Origin of the sequence: Rudaea cellulosilytica DSM 22992, assembly GCF_000378125.1 — a bacterium.
GTDB lineage: Bacteria > Pseudomonadota > Gammaproteobacteria > Xanthomonadales > Rhodanobacteraceae > Rudaea > Rudaea cellulosilytica.
Genome location: NZ_KB899241.1, coordinates 1904754 through 1920971, shown reverse-complemented (window position 1 = coordinate 1920971; position 16218 = coordinate 1904754). Strand labels below are relative to the sequence as shown.

Sequence of the window (16218 nt, the reverse complement as noted above, 5' to 3'; positions counted from 1 at the left end):
TCCCATCCTGAGCTGCAGCTATTTCTGCTGCAGCCGCAGCCGCTGCAGGAGGACGCTCGCCTGCGTGCGGTTGCGCACGCCGAGCTTCTCGAAGATCGCGCTGACGTGGGCCTTGACGGTGCGTTCCTGGATGCCGAGCGAGTCGGCGATCTGCTTGTTGAGGCGGCCCTCGCCGATCTGCGCGAGCACGCGGAACTGCTGCCCGGTCAGGCGCGCGAGACGGGTTGCGAGCGCGGCGTCGGCGGGGTCGCTCTGCGCCGACTCGAGCGCCTGCACCAGTGCCGGCGGCAGCCAGCGCTGGCCGCCGAGCACGGCGCGGATCGCAATGATGATATCGGCCGGCGGCGTGCTCTTCGGCACGAAGCCGACCGCGCCATGGTCGAGCGCGCGGCGCACGACGCTCGCTTCCTCGGTGCCGGAGACGACGAGCGCGGCGACCGCCGGATGCTGCGCACGCAGCGCGGCAAGGCCGGTCAGGCCATGGCTGTCGCGCATGTGCAGATCGAGCAGAACGAGGTCGGTGTCGGGTTCGGCCTCGAGTCGCGCCATCACCCCGGCCAGGTCATCGACCTCGGCGATCGCCGCTTCGGGTTCGACCTGCACCACCGCGCTGCGCAGAGCGGCGCGGAACAAGGGATGATCGTCGGCAATCAGGATGCGCGTGCTCATCGGCGCGCACTGTAGCAGTTCGGCGACGACGAGTCGCTAGCGCACGCGTGGTATCGTTGCCATAGGAGGCAGCGATGTCGATATCCTTCCCGCTCGGCGTCATTCGCGAAACCGCGCACCGCGGCGAAGACGATCTGCTCAGCGCCGGACTCGGCCTCGCGGGACTGCGCGCGCTGCCTGCGCCATTCGCCGATGCGGCCAGGCCGACGCCGGCCGAAATGCGCCGGCGCGCAATCCAGACGGCGTGGCTCGGCATCGCCGACCTGGGCCCACTCGGCGGCTACGGCTCAATCTACGGCGCCGTGCCGAAGGTCGACGGCCGCGAATACCAGGCCTTCGCGCGCATCGCCGGCGCGACCCAGCCGCATCGCGTGCTCGCGCAGATACCCGACGGCTTCGATGCGAGCACGCGTTGCCTGATCGTGACCGCCTCGTCGGGATCGCGCGGCATCTACGGTGCGATCGCGTTTGCCGGCGCGTGGGGACTCGCCCACCGCTGCGCAGTCGCCTACACGGACAAGGGCGCAGGCTCTGGATACTTCGACACGCCGAGCGATAGCGGCGTCGCCCTCGACGGCACGCGCGCCGAGCGCGGCGCGGTCGAGCTCGAGTTCGAACCGGCCGGCTATTGCGGAGATGCCGGCATCGCGATCAAGCATGCGCACTCGACCGACAATCCGGAGGCGCACTGGGGTGAGCACTTACTGCAGGCGGCCCAGTTCGGACTGGCCATGCTCGACCGCGCGTTTCCGCAACAGGCACCGTTCACGCCGCAGAACACGAGGATCATCGCGGCCGGTCTGTCGAACGGCGGCGCTGCGGTGCTGCAGGCGGCGGGCATCGACGCTGCCGGCTGGCTGGCCGGCGCCGTCGCGGTCGAGCCGAACGTCTACGCATCCAAGGTCGAAGGCAGTCATGCGCGCCCGCTCTACGACTACGCAAGCGAAGCCGCGCTGCTCGCGCCGTGCGCACTGCTCGATGCGCGCTTCGATGCCGTGCGCGGCGCGCTGGCGAAGCTGCCCGGCAACAACATCGCGACCTGGGCGACGCGCGCTGCGACCTTGCGTGAGGCAGGCATCCTCGATACGGGCGATCCACGAGACGCGCTCGCGCGCCTGCATGCCGGCGGCTGGGAAGACGCCGCACTCGCGACCGCAGCAAGTACGACCGCCTACGATATGTGGCGCGCGTTCGGCGCAACCTACGCGAGCGCATACACGCGCAGCGCGGTCGGTGCGATGCCCGGCGGATTTCGCTTCTCCGCACTCGGCACCGACTTCAAACCACGCGCCGCCACGGCAACGGAGCGCGCCGCATGGTGGAGCGACGCAAGTGGCATCCCACCCGGCAACGGCGTGTTCATCACCGAGACCACACCGGGTAACGGCGCCGATCCGCACTGGAAAGGTCTCGCCGGCTTGCGCGGACTGTGGAGCGGCAGCGACGACGCGGCGCAACGCCTGCGCGCATCCGTGCAGACTACGCTGGCACGACTGCCGCGCGCAGAGTTGCCGATCTTCCTCGTCCACGGTGCCGAAGACGGTTTGATTCCCGCGGTGTTCTCCTCCGACGCCTACCTTGCCTGGCTGCACGCGAACGCGCGCGATGCCGCGTATTGGCGCGTCCCGCATGCGCAACACTTCGACTCCTTCCTCGCCTGGCCCGGATTCGGTGAGCGCTACGTGCCAATGCTCGCGTATGCCTATGCAGCGCTCGAAAAAATGTATGCGCATGTCGTGCACGGCAAGCCACTCGATGCGGGCACGACGCCTGCCGCACAGCCGCGCGGCGTAGGCAAGCTGGAAACAAAGCATCTCGCATTGCCGCTCTAGCTTGTGCGCTCGATCGTGAAACAAACAACACCGACACCAATACAGAACCACTCACCAACGGGAGGAAACATGAGCAGCACACCCGCCGCCAGCAGCGGCCTCGCGCACACCGCCTTGCGCGTCTCCAACTGGGCCGAGCGCTGGTTTCCCGATGCCTATGTCTTCGCCGCACTCGGCGTGGTCATCGTCGCCCTCGCCGCGCTCGCGATCGGCGCGGGACCGACCGCCACCGCGGTCGCGTTCGGCGACGGCTTCTGGAGCCTGATCCCGTTCACGATGCAGATGGTGTTCATTGTCGTCGGCGGTTACGTCGTCGCCTCGTCGCCGCCGGTCGCACGCCTGATCGACGCGCTCGCGGCGATACCGAAGAACGCGCGCAACGCGATCGCGTTCGTCGCCATCGTCAGCATGCTCGCCTCGCTGATCAACTGGGGCTTCAGCCTCGTCTTCGGCGGCCTGCTCGTGCGCGCGCTCGCGCGGCGCACCAATCTCGCGATGGACTACCGCGCCGCGGGCGCAGCCGCGTACCTCGGTCTCGGCGCCTCGTGGGCGATGGGCCTGTCGTCATCGGCCGCGCAGCTGCAGGCCAATCCTGCGAGCATTCCAAAGACGCTGCTGCCGATCACCGGCGTGATCCCGTTCACCGAGACGATTTTTCTCTGGCAGTCGATGCTGCTCACACTGATCCTGATCGCGGTTTCCGCGCTGATCGCATGGTGGTCGGCGCCTGGCGCGGCCGAGGCGCAGGGCGCGGAGCATTTCACCAACGTGCAGAGTGACAGAAGTACGGAAGTGGACAGCACCGGGCGCGTGCCAGGCGAATGGCTGGAGCGCAGCCCACTGCTGACCATCCTCGTCGCCTTGCTCGCACTCGGCTGGGTGGTGCACGAGTTCGCGAGCAAAGTCTGGTACCTCGCGATCTCCAACCTCAACACCTACAACTTCCTGTTCGTCATGGCCGGCCTGCTGCTGCACTGGCGGCCGCGCAGCTTCCTCGATGCGGTCAAGCGCGCGGTGCCGAGCACGACGGGCGTGCTGATCCAGTTCCCGCTCTACGGCGGCATCGCGGCGATCCTGACCGTGGCCAAGGGCAGCGACGGGCACACGGTCGCGGAAAAGCTGTCGTCGGTGTTCGTCGCGCTCGCGTCGCACGACACGTACGCGCTCGTGATCGGCACGTACTCGGCGATCCTCGGCTTCTTCGTGCCTTCGGGCGGCGGCAAGTGGTTGATCGAGGCGCCCTACGTCATGCAGGCTGCGAACGATCTGCACTATCACCTCGGCTGGGCCGTGCAGATCTACAATGCCGCCGAGGCGATGCCAAACCTGATCAATCCGTTCTTCATGCTGCCGCTGCTCGGCGTGCTCGGCCTCAAGGCGCGCGATCTGATCGGCTTCACCGTGATTCAGCTCGTCGTGCACGTGCCGCTGGTGTTGTTCCTGTTGTGGGCGCTCGGCACGACGCTCGGATATCACCCGCCGGTGGTTCCCGCCGCGCCGTGAGCAAACGAAAACGGGGCGCCTTCGCGCCCCGTTCTTCGCCGCATCGACGTTTCCTCAGGATTCGCGCAACGCGGTCGTCACCGGCAGGCGCGCTGCGCGCAATGCCGGATAGAGGCCGCCGATAAAGCCGATCGCGAGCGCCCACTTGATGCCGGTCCACAGCACCGACGGCGCCACGTTAAAGGTGAACATCAACTGGCCCGTGGTGCCCGCAGTCATCGTCGATGCGGTGTAGCCGTTGAAGATCAGCCAGGCGACGAGGCCGCCGAGCGCACCGCCGATCAGCGCGAGCAGCATCGTCTCGAGCATGATCGCGACCACGACCGGCACACCACGGAAACCGATCGCGCGCAGCGTGGCGATCTCGCGCGCACGCGTCGCGACCGCGGCGAACATGGTGTTGAGCGCGCCGAACACCGCGCCGATCGCCATGATCGCGCCGACGACGATGCCGATTACGGTGATCATCTTGGTCGTGCCTTCGCTCTGCTTGCCGAAGTAGTTTGCGGTGGTGTCGACGTCGACCTGCAAGCGCGGATCGGAACTCAGCGACGCCTTGAACGGCTCGAATGCGTCGGCACCGGTCAGGCGCACGAACACCGAGCTGCGGCTGTTGCTACCGTTCGGGCGATAGGTCGAACCGACCACGTCGGCATCGCCCCACAGTTCGGATTCCATCGCGTCGTTCGATTCGAAGATGCCGACGACCTTCCAGGTCTGGTTGCCGAGCTTGAGTTCGCGATCGACATCGATGCCTTCGTACTGGCGCTGCGCGCCCTTGCCGACGACGAGCTCGCGCAGACCGGGCGTGAATTTGCGTCCGGCGATGATCTTGGCGTTCGTGCGCAGCTTCCACGCCATGTCGCTGACGCCGCGCACGGTAACGCTGCCGACGTCCTGCTCCGGATCGCCGCCTTTCATCGGCAGGTTCGCCGCGACCACGAGCTCGGGCGAGGAAATCGGCTTGCCGGCCTCGTCCTTGGCGATGCCGGGCGCCTGCTCGATGACCACGGTCGCGTCGTGACCGAGCACCGAGGACACCTCGGATGCCGACGCACCGCGCATTACGATCGCGGTGTCGTTGCCACCACTGCGGCGCAGGGTTTCGCTGTAGCCGTTCGCCATCGCCAACATCGCGACGAGCACGCCGACGACGCCGGCGATGCCGACGACGATGACTGCGGAAGAGCCGAGGCGCTGGCCGAGCGTGCTCACGCCGATGCCGGTCACCTGCGCCGCCTGCTGGCCGCGGCGCGTGAGCAGCATCCATGCGCCGAGCAAGACCAGCAGCACGACCAGCCCCTGCCACGGCAGGCTCAGGAACACGCACACACCGGCGATGACGACGACGAGGGTCAGAAGTCCGATCAAAAATTTCATGGCGTGTTTCTCCTCAACGTCCGGCCAGCGCATCGACGATATTCAGGCGCATCGCACGCAGCGCGGGCAATGCGCCGATGACGATGCCGATGGCGAGCGCCAGGACCACGCCGAGCACCCAGCTCTTCCAGCTCACCGCCGCGGTCGTGATCATGCCGCCGCTCATCGCCGGCAACCCAGCGCTGATCACCGCGACGAGGCCGAGGCCGATGACGCCGCCGAGCAGGAGCAGCAACACCGACTCGGCGAGCACCATGCCGAGCACGCTGCCGTTGGAGAAGCCGATCGTCTTGAGTACGGCCAGCTCCGAGGTGCGTTCGCGCACCGCCTGCATCATCGTGTTTCCGGTGAGCAGAATGAGCGTGAAGAACACCGCACCCATGATCGAGGTGACGATGAGGCCGATATTGGCGAGCTGCTTGATCCAGTTGCGCGTCGCCGCCTGCTCGGTCTGCGTCTTGGTTTCGTGGTCGGAATTGGCCGACAGCGCGTCGATCGCCTTGGCCACGCGGTCGGCGTCGTTGACGTCCTTCACGCGACTTATATACCAACCGACGTTGCCGCGGTTGTATGGCGTGGTCTCGTCGAAATTCTTCCAGTGCAGGATGATCATCTGGCTCTGGAAGGCCTTGTCGTCCTTCGCCTTCATCACGCCGCGCAGGTTGAAGCTCCAGTTCTTCGAGCCTTCCTTGTTCGGAAAGATCTGTGACTGCAGCGGAATCTTGTCGCCGATCTTCCAGCCGTACTTCTTGATCAGCACCTCGCCGGCGAGGATGCCGTTGAGGTCGTCGTTGTAAGCCTTCATTTCGCCGGCATCGACACTGACCTCGGGATAGATGTCGAGATAGTTGTCGCTGACCGCGAAGGTGAAAATCTGGTTGTGCGGATCCTGGTAGGCGCCGCCGAACCAGTTCGCGTGCGCGACTTCCTTGACTCCGTCGATCGTTGCGATGCGCGTCATCAGCGACTGCGGCAGCGGCTGGATGAACGACAGCTTCGCCCCGGTCTGCAGGCGTTCGGCACCGTTCGCCGACTGCCCGGCCTCAGCGAACGACACGCGCACGGCGTCGAGCAGGCCGAACAGCAGGAATGCGGCGACGATCGACACGAGGGTGAGAATCGTGCGCGTCTTGCGGCGGAACAAGGCCGCCCAGATGAGATGCAGATATTTCATGGCGGCGCTCCGTTATGCGTGCGCGGCTTGTTCGACGAGCGTGCCCTTGTCGAGATGCAGCGTATGGCTCGCGTACTCGGCCGCCTTCGGATCGTGGGTGACCATGACGATGGTCTTGCCGTGCTGGCGGTTGAGCGTCTGCAACAGGCCGAGCACGTCTTCGGCGGACTGGCGGTCGAGATCGCCGGTCGGCTCGTCGCAGACCAACAGGGTCGGATCGGACACGATCGCGCGTGCGATCGCGACGCGCTGCTGCTGGCCGCCCGAGAGCTCGGTCGGCTTGTGCCCGGCGCGGTCGGCGAGGCCGACGAGCTGCAGCGCGATCGCCGCGTTCTTCTTGCGCTGCGCAGCGCCGAGCTTGGTCAGCAGCAGCGGCAGCTCGACGTTCTTCTGCGCCGACAGCATCGGCAGCAGGTTGTAGAACTGGAAGATGAAGCCGACATTGGATGCTCTCCACTTTGCGAGTGCACCCTGGTTGAGATTGTCGATGCGCGTGCCGCCGACGCTGATCTGACCTTGCGTCGGCGAGTCGAGGCCACCGATCAGGTTAAGCAGCGTCGTCTTGCCCGAACCGGACGGCCCCATCAGCGCGAGGAAATCGCCCTGCGCGATATCGAGGTCGATGTGACGCAGCACCTCGACCTTCTGCTTGCCGCGTTCGTACACCTTGCTGACATTGCGGATTTCGACCAGCGTACCCATGCCTGAACTCCTCGATGATTCTTTGTGACGACGTGCGAAAGACGCCGAATTCGACAGCGGCGAAGCTATTTCGCCGACTTGATTTCCACTTTGGCCCCGTCGGCCATTTCCGCCGGCGGTTGTTTGACTACGCGCGTGCCCGCGCCGATGCCCTCGGCCAGGCGCAGATCGTTGTACGTCTGTCCGGGTGTCACGGGTTTTGCCCGCGCGTGATCGGCGTCGATCGCAAAGACGATGTCCTTGCCGTCGCGCTTGACGATCGCCGAGCCCGGCACGAGCACGCCCTTCGGCGGCGGCGCATTCGCGGCCTTCGGTGCATCTTCGAAGAACGACACGCGCGCCCCCATGTCCGGCAGGATGCGTGGGTCCTTCGCGTCGATGCCGATGCGCACCTTGACCGTGGCCTTGCCGCGGTCGGCGGTCGGGATGATCGCGATCACGTGCGCAGGAATCTTCCAATCGGGATAGGCATCGAGCGTCGCCTGCGCAGGCTGCTTCGGCACGACGCGCGCGATGTACGATTCGCTGACGTCGACCTCGATCTCGAGCGAATCCATGTCGACGATCGTGCCGACGCCGGTGCGCGTGAAACCGCCACCGGCCGACAGCGGCGAGACGATTTCGCCGACCTGCGCGGCCTTGGCCGTGATCATGCCGCTGAACGGCGCGCGCACCGTGGTGTAGTCGAGCTGCACCTGCGCGGCCTGCACGTTCGCCTGGGCGACATCGACCTGACGGCGCTGCGCGGTCACTGCGGAGGCCTGCGTGTCGACCTGGGTCTGGGCGAGTTCGAGCGACTGCTGCGAGGCGAGCTTGCGCGCGACGATGTCCTGCTGGCGTTTCAGATCACGCTGGTTCTGCGCAAGCTGCGCCTGGTACTGCACGAGCTGCGCCTGCGCCGCGCGCGCGCCGGCCTGCGCCTGGGCGAGGTAGGCCTGCTGCTGCGTCGATTCGAGGCGCGCGAGCACCTGGCCTTTCTCGACGCGATCGCCTTCCTCGATCAGCACTTCGGTCAGCGTGCCGGTGATCTGCGCGGACACGGTCGCCGAGCGCCGCGCGGTCGCATAACCGGTCGCCTGCAGCACCGAGGTGTCGGCGCCGCCCGCACTCGGCGCGGCGGCGGTGGCAGCCTCGACCTCGAAGGCCTTGGCGCCGCCCGCGACGAAATACCACCTCGCCGCACCGATGGCGACGGCCACGGCGATCGCGGCGGCAACGATCCATGGCAGGCGCGAACCGCCGCCCGTGTGATCGTCGCGCTGCTCCTTGCCGATGCGCAATTCGTTCAGCAGATCCGATTTGTCCATGATGCCCATGCGAGTTTTGCTACTTCCCAAGTGTGCCATAGACTGCCGATACCACGATTCGCGCGACAGGGACTATCCTCACGAATGCGGAATGACAACTGTCAGATCGCCGCGCGGGTGATGAGTGGCACGCAGTTTCGCAATTCGTCCTCGCATACGACGAATGGGCAGCACGCATTTCGACACACATGGAGTCGCCATGCCGGCCATACACAAAAAATCCCAGCCTGCCCCTGCCGGCTATTCCGGCAAGCCGCTGTGGTCGAAGCTGGGGTTGAAACCGGGGTTGCGCGTACGTCTCGTGCACGCGCCGGACGACTATTTCAGTCTATGCGGTTTCGACGCCACGCAGGTTGCACTGGTTGCGCGCAAAACCGGCAGCAGCGACTTCACCCACGTCTTCGCGACGAAACGGACGCAGCTGGAACGCGAGCTGCCCGGCCTGATTGCGAGTCTGGCCGACAAGGGCGTGTTGTGGATCTCGTGGCCGAAGAAATCGGCCAAGATCGCCACCGACGTTACCGAGGACACCCTGCGAGAAATCGTATTGCCGCTCGGCCTGGTCGATGTCAAGGTTTGCGCGGTCGATGCGATCTGGTCCGCACTCAAATTCGTGCGCCGCACGGCCAGCGCCAAGACAGCTTGATCCGAACCCGGCCCGATCCGACAAAGGGGTTTCCTTTAACGAATCTTGGTGTAGATTTGCGTCTGCGTCGCACCATGCAGTTCAAACCCCTATCTTCAGGAGAGAACCCGCCATGAGCTTGGCCACCGAATTCAAGGCTTTCGTGTTGCGCGGCAATGTCGTCGACCTCGCCGTCGGCGTCGTCATCGGCGCAGCATTCGGCAAGATCGTTTCCGCGCTCGTCGACAACGTCATCATGCCGCCGATCGGGCTGCTGATCGGGGGCGTCGATTTCTCGGCATGGAAATGGGTGCTCAAGGCCGCCGGCGCGGACGGCAAGGGCGAGGTTGCGATCCAGATCGGCGTGTTCCTCAACACGGTCATCCAGTTCGTCATCATCGCCGCAGCGATCTTCATCGTGGTCAAGATCATCAACAGCATGTCCAAGAAGGCCGAGGAAGCGCCCGCCGCACCGCCCGAGCCGACGCCGACCGAGAAACTGCTGACCGAGATCCGCGACGCGCTGAAGAAGTAGTCGTGTGATCCGGGCAATGAGCGGAGGGCGCAGCGACCATGCTGCGCCCTTTTCGTTTGCGAAGCTTTGCGCTCTCGAGCAGTAGCAGCAAAACTTGGTTGCCTCGTTCGCGCGCCAAGTGGCCCTTCTGCATGAAGGCCGATTTTGCGACGCTCGACATTGTCGCGAACCCGCGCCATGCCCCATCGTTCCTCGCCAGATTCGGAGTCCATCGTGAAACTGTTTTCCGCCCTGAGCCTCACCGCCGCTTCCGTGTTTGCCCTGGGCGCCGCCCACGCCGCCGACACGCATATTCCCGACGCCGCCGTGCGCGCCGCCGAGCAATTGCGCGACCGCGCGATGAATGACGACACCGCGTACAGGTTCGTCGAAGGCCTGACCACCGAAGTCGGCCCGCGCCTCGCTGCCGGCGATAACGACGCCAAGGCGCGCGCGTGGGTGATCGCGAAATTCAAGGCGCTCGGCTTCGACAAGGTTTACGAAGAGCCGGTGAGTTATCCGAAGTGGGTGCGCCGCCACGAGGCCGGCGCGATCGTCGCACCGTTTGCGCAGAACCTCGTACTGGCCGCGCTCGGCCACAGTTTCCCGACGCCGGCAGGCGGCCTCACCGCCGAAGTCGTGCGCTTCGAGAATCTCGACGCGCTCAAGGCCGCCGATCCGGCCAAGGTGAAAGGCAAGATCGTCTACATCGGCTTCAAGATGCAGCCGCACAAGGATGGCCACGACTACGGCACGGGCTCGTCGATCCGCGTCGGCGGCCCGCCGCTCGCAGCGAGCAAGGGTGCAAGTGGATTCTTGCTGCGCTCGGCCGGCACCGATGCCAAGGACCGCATGGCGCATACCGGCGTGACCGGTTTCGCCGACGCGAAGGCCAACGGCATTCCTGCCGCCGCGCTGTCCAATCCCGATGCCGACCAGCTCGAGCGCGTGCTCGCGTACGCCAAGCCGGTGACGCTCAAGCTCGACCTCGACGTCGGCTTCGACGGCGACTACACCGGCGCCAACGTGATCGGCGAAGTCACCGGCAAGAAGCATCCCGACCAGATCATCGATATCGGCGGCCATCTCGATTCCTGGGATCCGGGCACCGGCGCGATCGACGACGCCGCCGGCGTCGCCATCGCCGCGGCCGCCGCGCACCTGGTCAAGCAAATGCCGCAGCGTCCCGACCGCACGATCCGCGTCATCGCGTTCGCCAACGAGGAAGCCGGCCTCTACGGCGGCAAGGCCTATGCAGACAAACACGCAGCGGAAATCGGCAAGCATGTGCTCGGCACCGAATCCGATTTCGGCGCCGGCCCGATCTGGCGCATGAGCGCGAGCGTGAAACCCGAAGCGCGTGCGGCGATCGCGCAAATCGCCGCCGTGCTAAAGCCCATCGGTGTCGACTACGACGACAAGAAACCCGGCGGCGGCGGCTCCGATCTTTCGCAGATGCACGCCAAGGGCATGGCCGCACTGACGCTGCTGCAGGACGGCACGCACTACTTCGACATCCACCACACCGCGAACGACACGCTCGACAAGATCGATCCCAAGGAACTCGCGCAAAACGTCGCCGTGTACGCCGCGTGGACCTACCTGGCCGCGCAGGCCGAAGGCGACTTCGGTTCGGCGCCGGCTGCGTTCGCCAAGGACAAGGACGAGGAGTGACGCACGACGCAGCCACGCTGCGCGGGGGCTGCCATTGCGGCTGCCTGAGTCTTGAACTTTCGACGCTACTCACGCCCGCCGCCATCGCCCCGCGCGCCTGCGACTGCTCGTTCTGCCGCAAGCACGGCGCGTCATGGATTTCCGATCCCGCCGGACGACTCAAGCTCGAGCTGCGCGGGGAGCCGCCACTCGAGTACCGGCAAGGGTCGGGCGCGGCACAGTTCCTTCTGTGCCGGCGCTGTGGCGTGCTCGTCGCGACAACCTATGCGCACGCTGCGCGCATCTACGCTGCTGTCAATGCGGCGTGCCTCGATGGCAATCCGGGATTCGGCGCCACCCTCACCGTTTCGCCGCAAAAGCTCGACGCGGAACAGAAAACCACGCGCTGGCGCGAACTCTGGGTGCCCGATGTTCGCATAGTGCAAATCGGAGTGAACCAGGACGCGGAATCACATCCGCCGTCGCTGCGCTAAACTGAATCCGATTCCACGAGCGCGAGGCGCGGATCGCATGGCCGCATCGAACTGGTTTTTCTGGGCATTGGGCTCGGCCGGCTTCGCCGCGCTGACCGCGATCTTCGCCAAGATCGGCATCAAGGGCGTGGATTCCGATCTCGCCACATTGATCCGCACCGCGGTCATCATCGTCGTCCTCGCCGCCTTCGTCGGCGCGGCGGGAAAATGGAGCAATCCGCTCGAACTGTCGGCGCGTACCTGGATCTTCCTCGTGCTGTCCGGCCTCGCCACGGGCGCGTCGTGGGTCTGCTATTTCCGTGCACTCAAGATCGGCGATGCATCGCAGGTCGCGCCGGTCGACAAGTTCAGCCTCGTCCTCGTCGCGGTGTTCGCGTTCGCCTTCCTCGGCGAGCGACCCTCATTGCGCGAGTGGTTCGGCATCGCAATGGTCGGTGCCGGCGTCCTCGTGCTCGCGCTGAAAAAGTAGCGGTCGATTCGACTGGCCCATTTCGCTAGCGGAAAATTTTGCTCCCGCGCTGTCGATCCGATCATCTCCCGTTCGACCAGATCATGGCAATCCCGCCACGTTCCCAGGAAACGACCATGCAATACCTGTTGCTGATCTACGACAACGAAGTCCGCTTCGGCAAGATGAACGAAGCCGATCGAGGCAAACTGCACGAAGAGTACACGGCCTTCACCCAGTCGATCATCGAAGGCGGCCAGTTCAAGGCCGGCGATGCGCTCAAGCCAACGACGACGGCGACGACGGTGCGCGTACGCGATGGCAAGACTGCGATTACCGACGGCCCCTTCGCGGAAACGCGCGAGCAACTCGGCGGTTACTATCTGGTCGAAGCGACGGATCTCGATGAGGCCGTGGCGATCGCCGCGCGCATCCCGAGCGCGCGCCTCGGCAGCATCGAGGTGCGGGCGATCCACAAGTACAGCTGATCTTCGTGCCGAAGATCGAAGCCGTCCTGCAACGGGAAGCGGGTCGCGTGCTTGCCACGCTGATCCGCCTTCTCGGCGATTTCGACCTGGCCGAGGAGGCGCGCCAGGACGCGTTCACCGCCGCAATCGAGCAGTGGCCGGCTGCGGGCGTGCCGACCAATCCCGCCGCATGGCTGGTCCAGGTCGGACGCAACAAGACCATCGATACGCAGCGCCGGCGCACCTTCTTCGACATGCGCATCGCTCCGGAATTTTCGGCCGGCACCGTTCACTTCGACGCAGAACAAATCGACGAAGCGCACTTCGACGACGACCGTCTGCGCCTGATCTTCACCTGCTGCCATCCGGCGTTGAACATCGAAGCCCAGGTCGCCCTGACCCTGCGCACGGTCTGCGACCTAGACACGCAGGCGATCGCGCGCGCCTTCCTCGTCGGCGAGGAGACAATGGCGCAGCGCCTGGTACGCGCGAAGAAGAAGATCCGCGATGCCGGTATTCCGTTCGAAACGCCGGCGCCCGCGCAACTGGAACAACGCCTCGCCAGCGTACTCGCGACGATCTACCTGATCTTCAGCGAAGGCTATGCGGCGACCGCAGGCGATACGCTGATCCGCCGCGACCTGTGCCGCGAAGCGATCCGCCTCGGCCGCCTGCTCGACGAACTGCTGCCGCAACGCTCCGAGGTGCAAGGCCTCAATGCATTGATGTTGCTGCACGATGCACGCAGTGCGGCACGTACGACTCCGGCGGGCGACATCGTGCTGCTCGAGGACCAAGACCGCTCGCTCTGGAACGGCGTACAGATCGACGCCGGCACCGCCTTGCTCGATCGCGCGTTGCGCACGAAGGAGCTTATCGGCCCCTACGTCGTGCAGGCCGCGATCGCCGCGCTGCACGCACGCGCGCCGCATCACGCCGATACCGACTGGCGGCAGATCGCCGGACTTTACGAGGTGCTCGCGCGGCTGCAGCCGACACCGATCGTCGAACTCAACCGTATCGCTGCGATCTCGATGGTCGACGGCCCGGCGCACGCGCTCGACTTGCTCACCGCGCTGATCGCGCGCAGTGATACCGAACACAGTCATCTGTTCGCCGCGGCGCGTGCGAACTTGCTGCAGCGGCTCGACCGCCGCGACGAAGCGCTGAGTCAATACCGCATCGCTCTCGCCGCGGCGAAGCTCGAACCGGAGCGACGCTGGCTTTCGCGGCGGATCGCCGCGCTCGGCGGTTGAACCGTCAGTCGGCCAATCCGAGCGTCTCGGCGGTTTCCGCAGCGAGCGCGTAAGAATCGCCCTGCGGCCGCGTCGCATAGCGCTGCTTGCCGCGATTCCACTGCTCGCCGAGCGCGAACCAGTCGATCGGCTTTGCCGCTTCGCCGGTGCGCAATTCGTCGTCGAGTGCGGCAAAGTATACTTTCCAGCGCTGCATGTAGTAGTCGCGGGTGAGGCCGGCCCAGTCCTTGTTGCCGTAGTCGTGCAGTTCGGCGCCTTCGCTCGCCTTGCGCTCGCCCCAGGTGGTCAGGATCGAACGCGCATCGTAGTCGAGGCGGCGCAGTTCCTCGGGTGTCGAAGCCCAACCGCGAACGCGCTCGAGCCAGACGCCGACGAGAAAATCTCGCTGTGTCGAGAGCAGGCGATCCTGCAAGTCCATCAGCGCGAGCCAACGCTGCGTCAGCGAAGAGAACTGCGTGCGATCCTTTGTCACGAATGCGCTCTTGATTCGAGGCAACAGGATGCGGCTTTCGTTCGCCAGCGTCTGGCGCGCGACGTCGACGAGGTCGTAGCGATAGGTCTCGCTCGTGCGCAACTGCGGCGCCACTCGCAGCAACTCCGGCAGCGCGACGGCAAACGCTTTCGCGTCATAACGCAGCGCGACGGGCGACCAGTGCGAGGCCTGGAAGGCGTCAAGGCTTGGCTGCGCGGCGAACAGCGATTCCTGCCCGGCTTCGCGTTCGCTGTTGAATTCGACCGCGTCAGGCGCAATGCTGTACGCCGTCTCGCGCAAGGCCTTCCAGGCCGCCAGCGCGTGCGCATCGGCGGCGCCGTAGCGGCGCTGCACATAATTCGCCGTCCACTGCGCGGCATCGACTTCGCCGTCGCGCCAGGCCATCTCGGTGAACAAATCGAAGGCGAATGGATTAGTATCCATGCCTTCGGCAAACACCGCCGTGCCGATCATGTTCGGGTTCGCAGCGGCGATCCGCGGCAGCCGTTCGGTGTAGTTGCGGATGTTGGCGCCGAGCGTCGTACGCCCGCCGAATGCCCAGATGCCGCCGAACAAGAACGGCGCGCCCTTGAAGTCGGTCATGCGATCGTCGCGCGCGACCTTGTCGTGATCGATGTCGATGATGAAGAGTTTGTCGCGGTCGACGCCGGCGAGCAGTTCCGGCTGCGGATTGCCCTGCCAGGCAAGCATCATCCATTTCGCACCGGGATGCGCCGCCTCGAGCGCGGCCTGGACAAGATGTGCGCCCTCACGCACGGGCACGTCGCCCGAGCTGCCGCCCTCCTGGAAAATTTCCAGGTCATAAATTGCCGAATCGCCGAACAGCTCGCGCTGGTGGCGGTAGAAGCTCGCCGCGATCTTCGCGAACATCGGATCGCGCGGATCGAGCCAACCGGGCCGCGTGAAGCCGGCCCAGTCGCCCTGCGCGATCACGTGCGCCTGCGGGAATTTCTTCGTGAAATCCGCGGGCACGATGCCGTAGAATCCCGGCAGCACGGGCGTGATACCGAGTTCGCGCAGGTGCGCGAGGATCTGCCGTGCCGACTTCGCGCGCTTGGCCATCAATTCGCGGCTGATCGGGCCGTCGAAGCAGCAGAGGTTGCCCATGAGCTGCCAGTTCTGGTGCGCGGGCTGGGTGATCCACGCGCGCAATTCGCGGTCGGAGTAACCGAAATCGCGGAAGGTTTGGTAAAGCACCGAATCCATACCGCGTTCGACGATCATCGCGTTGATGCCGCTGAGTGCGTAGAGATCGATCTCGCGCTCCCAGCGCGGCCAATCCCAGTACGGCATCGTGTAGCCGTCGGTGTTCTGGTTGAGCGCGTAGCGCCAGGGGTAGCGCGCGGCGCGTTCGATTGTCTCGTCCGGCGGCGGCAGCGCCTCGTCGCCGAGACGATCGCCGTTGGTCGAGACCTGGCGGTGCGCGATGTATTTAAGGTACCAGTTGACGCCGAACAGCAACGCGCTCGCGGTCGTACCTTCGACTTTCACACGCTTGCCGTCGCGCGCGATACGAAAGCGCTCGCCGTCGTCGCCGGCATCCAGAGTTCCCAGCTCGATTTGCCCGGCGTGTGGTCCGAGAACGCGCTGCACGACGGCCTGTGCCGGCCGCAGATCGAAGCTCGGCGCCTGGCCCGGTGTCGCCGCGCCGAGCGGGATGCCGAACGCGAGCAGCAGCAGCGCGACGACGAGGCGCATGCG

At 65.6% G+C, this 16218-nt stretch carries 15 protein-coding genes; 9 read left to right on the top strand and 6 right to left on the bottom strand.

Going from position 1 to position 16218, the window contains the following annotated elements:
- Positions 1 to 18 precede the first annotated feature (18 nt).
- Positions 19 to 669, bottom strand: a complete 651-nt coding sequence (locus tag F455_RS0108505; protein WP_018972863.1) for a response regulator transcription factor — start codon at positions 667 to 669, stop codon at positions 19 to 21.
- 74 nt (positions 670 to 743) lie between these two features.
- Between F455_RS0108505 and F455_RS0108500 the strand changes: the two genes are divergently transcribed.
- Both F455_RS0108500 and F455_RS0108495 read left to right on the top strand, forming a co-directional pair.
- On the top strand, positions 744 to 2501 hold the full coding sequence (locus F455_RS0108500) for a 3-hydroxybutyrate oligomer hydrolase family protein (RefSeq protein WP_018972862.1): 1758 nt from the start codon (positions 744 to 746) through the stop codon (positions 2499 to 2501).
- A gap of 69 nt (positions 2502 to 2570) precedes the next feature.
- A complete protein-coding gene (locus F455_RS0108495; RefSeq protein ID WP_018972861.1) occupies positions 2571 to 4004 on the top strand; it encodes a short-chain fatty acid transporter in 1434 nt (477 codons plus the stop codon).
- A gap of 54 nt (positions 4005 to 4058) precedes the next feature.
- Here F455_RS0108495 and F455_RS0108490 read toward each other — a convergent pair whose 3' ends face one another.
- The 4 genes from F455_RS0108490 to F455_RS0108475 form a co-directional block, all read right to left on the bottom strand.
- On the bottom strand, positions 4059 to 5417 hold the full coding sequence (locus F455_RS0108490; protein WP_018972860.1) for an ABC transporter permease: 1359 nt from the start codon (positions 5415 to 5417) through the stop codon (positions 4059 to 4061).
- Positions 5398 to 6558, bottom strand: a complete 1161-nt coding sequence (locus tag F455_RS0108485) for an ABC transporter permease (protein ID WP_018972859.1) — start codon at positions 6556 to 6558, stop codon at positions 5398 to 5400. The genes F455_RS0108490 and F455_RS0108485 overlap by 20 nt, the downstream gene beginning before the upstream one ends.
- A 12-nt stretch (positions 6559 to 6570) precedes the next feature.
- Entirely contained in the window at positions 6571 to 7260 is a 690-nt protein-coding gene (locus F455_RS0108480) for an ABC transporter ATP-binding protein (RefSeq protein ID WP_018972858.1), read from the bottom strand.
- Between the two features lie 65 nt (positions 7261 to 7325).
- Positions 7326 to 8576 (bottom strand): efflux RND transporter periplasmic adaptor subunit, encoded by a 1251-nt coding sequence (locus F455_RS0108475; protein ID WP_018972857.1) that lies wholly within the window; start codon positions 8574 to 8576, stop codon positions 7326 to 7328.
- 190 nt (positions 8577 to 8766) lie between these two features.
- Here F455_RS0108475 and F455_RS0108470 point away from each other — a divergent pair, with 190 nt between their 5' ends.
- From F455_RS0108470 to F455_RS0108440, 7 genes are all read left to right on the top strand, one after another.
- Positions 8767 to 9213, top strand: a complete 447-nt coding sequence (locus F455_RS0108470; protein ID WP_051084173.1) for a hypothetical protein — start codon at positions 8767 to 8769, stop codon at positions 9211 to 9213.
- Positions 9214 to 9325: 112 nt separating this feature from the next.
- A complete protein-coding gene (mscL, locus tag F455_RS0108465) occupies positions 9326 to 9727 on the top strand; it encodes a large-conductance mechanosensitive channel protein MscL (RefSeq protein WP_018972855.1) in 402 nt (133 codons plus the stop codon).
- A gap of 177 nt (positions 9728 to 9904) precedes the next feature.
- Positions 9905 to 11380: a M20/M25/M40 family metallo-hydrolase gene (locus tag F455_RS0108460; protein ID WP_018972854.1), complete on the top strand. Its 1476-nt coding sequence runs from the start codon at positions 9905 to 9907 to the stop codon at positions 11378 to 11380.
- Complete coding sequence (locus F455_RS0108455) at positions 11377 to 11853, top strand: GFA family protein (RefSeq protein WP_018972853.1); 477 nt, start codon at positions 11377 to 11379, stop codon at positions 11851 to 11853. The genes F455_RS0108460 and F455_RS0108455 overlap by 4 nt, the downstream gene beginning before the upstream one ends.
- Before the next feature lie 37 nt (positions 11854 to 11890).
- Positions 11891 to 12322, top strand: coding sequence for an EamA family transporter (locus tag F455_RS0108450; protein WP_018972852.1), 432 nt, complete (start codon positions 11891 to 11893; stop codon positions 12320 to 12322).
- Positions 12323 to 12438: 116 nt separating this feature from the next.
- On the top strand, positions 12439 to 12789 hold the full coding sequence (locus F455_RS0108445; RefSeq protein ID WP_018972851.1) for a YciI family protein: 351 nt from the start codon (positions 12439 to 12441) through the stop codon (positions 12787 to 12789).
- Between the two features lie 5 nt (positions 12790 to 12794).
- The gene (locus F455_RS0108440; RefSeq protein WP_018972850.1) at positions 12795 to 14024 is read left to right on the top strand and encodes an RNA polymerase sigma factor; all 1230 of its coding nucleotides are present in this window, start codon (positions 12795 to 12797) and stop codon (positions 14022 to 14024) included.
- A gap of 4 nt (positions 14025 to 14028) precedes the next feature.
- Here F455_RS0108440 and F455_RS0108435 read toward each other — a convergent pair whose 3' ends face one another.
- Complete coding sequence (locus F455_RS0108435) at positions 14029 to 16215, bottom strand: alpha-N-acetylglucosaminidase (RefSeq protein WP_018972849.1); 2187 nt, start codon at positions 16213 to 16215, stop codon at positions 14029 to 14031.
- Positions 16216 to 16218 lie beyond the last annotated feature (3 nt).

What these genes read in the sequence shown, in the direction of transcription:
- F455_RS0108505 (WP_018972863.1), bottom strand. Translation starts at nt 669, where the DNA reads ATGAGCACGCGCATCCTGATTGCCGACGATCATCCCTTGTTCCGCGCC.
- F455_RS0108500 (WP_018972862.1), top strand. Translation starts at nt 744, where the DNA reads ATGTCGATATCCTTCCCGCTCGGCGTCATTCGCGAAACCGCGCACCGC.
- F455_RS0108495 (WP_018972861.1), top strand. Translation starts at nt 2,571, where the DNA reads ATGAGCAGCACACCCGCCGCCAGCAGCGGCCTCGCGCACACCGCCTTG.
- F455_RS0108490 (WP_018972860.1), bottom strand. Translation starts at nt 5,417, where the DNA reads ATGCGCTGGCCGGACGTTGAGGAGAAACACGCCATGAAATTTTTGATC.
- F455_RS0108485 (WP_018972859.1), bottom strand. Translation starts at nt 6,558, where the DNA reads ATGAAATATCTGCATCTCATCTGGGCGGCCTTGTTCCGCCGCAAGACG.
- F455_RS0108480 (WP_018972858.1), bottom strand. Translation starts at nt 7,260, where the DNA reads ATGGGTACGCTGGTCGAAATCCGCAATGTCAGCAAGGTGTACGAACGC.
- F455_RS0108475 (WP_018972857.1), bottom strand. Translation starts at nt 8,576, where the DNA reads ATGGGCATCATGGACAAATCGGATCTGCTGAACGAATTGCGCATCGGC.
- F455_RS0108470 (WP_051084173.1), top strand. Translation starts at nt 8,767, where the DNA reads ATGCCGGCCATACACAAAAAATCCCAGCCTGCCCCTGCCGGCTATTCC.
- mscL (WP_018972855.1), top strand. Translation starts at nt 9,326, where the DNA reads ATGAGCTTGGCCACCGAATTCAAGGCTTTCGTGTTGCGCGGCAATGTC.
- F455_RS0108460 (WP_018972854.1), top strand. Translation starts at nt 9,905, where the DNA reads ATGCCCCATCGTTCCTCGCCAGATTCGGAGTCCATCGTGAAACTGTTT.
- F455_RS0108450 (WP_018972852.1), top strand. Translation starts at nt 11,891, where the DNA reads ATGGCCGCATCGAACTGGTTTTTCTGGGCATTGGGCTCGGCCGGCTTC.
- F455_RS0108445 (WP_018972851.1), top strand. Translation starts at nt 12,439, where the DNA reads ATGCAATACCTGTTGCTGATCTACGACAACGAAGTCCGCTTCGGCAAG.
- F455_RS0108435 (WP_018972849.1), bottom strand. Translation starts at nt 16,215, where the DNA reads ATGCGCCTCGTCGTCGCGCTGCTGCTGCTCGCGTTCGGCATCCCGCTC.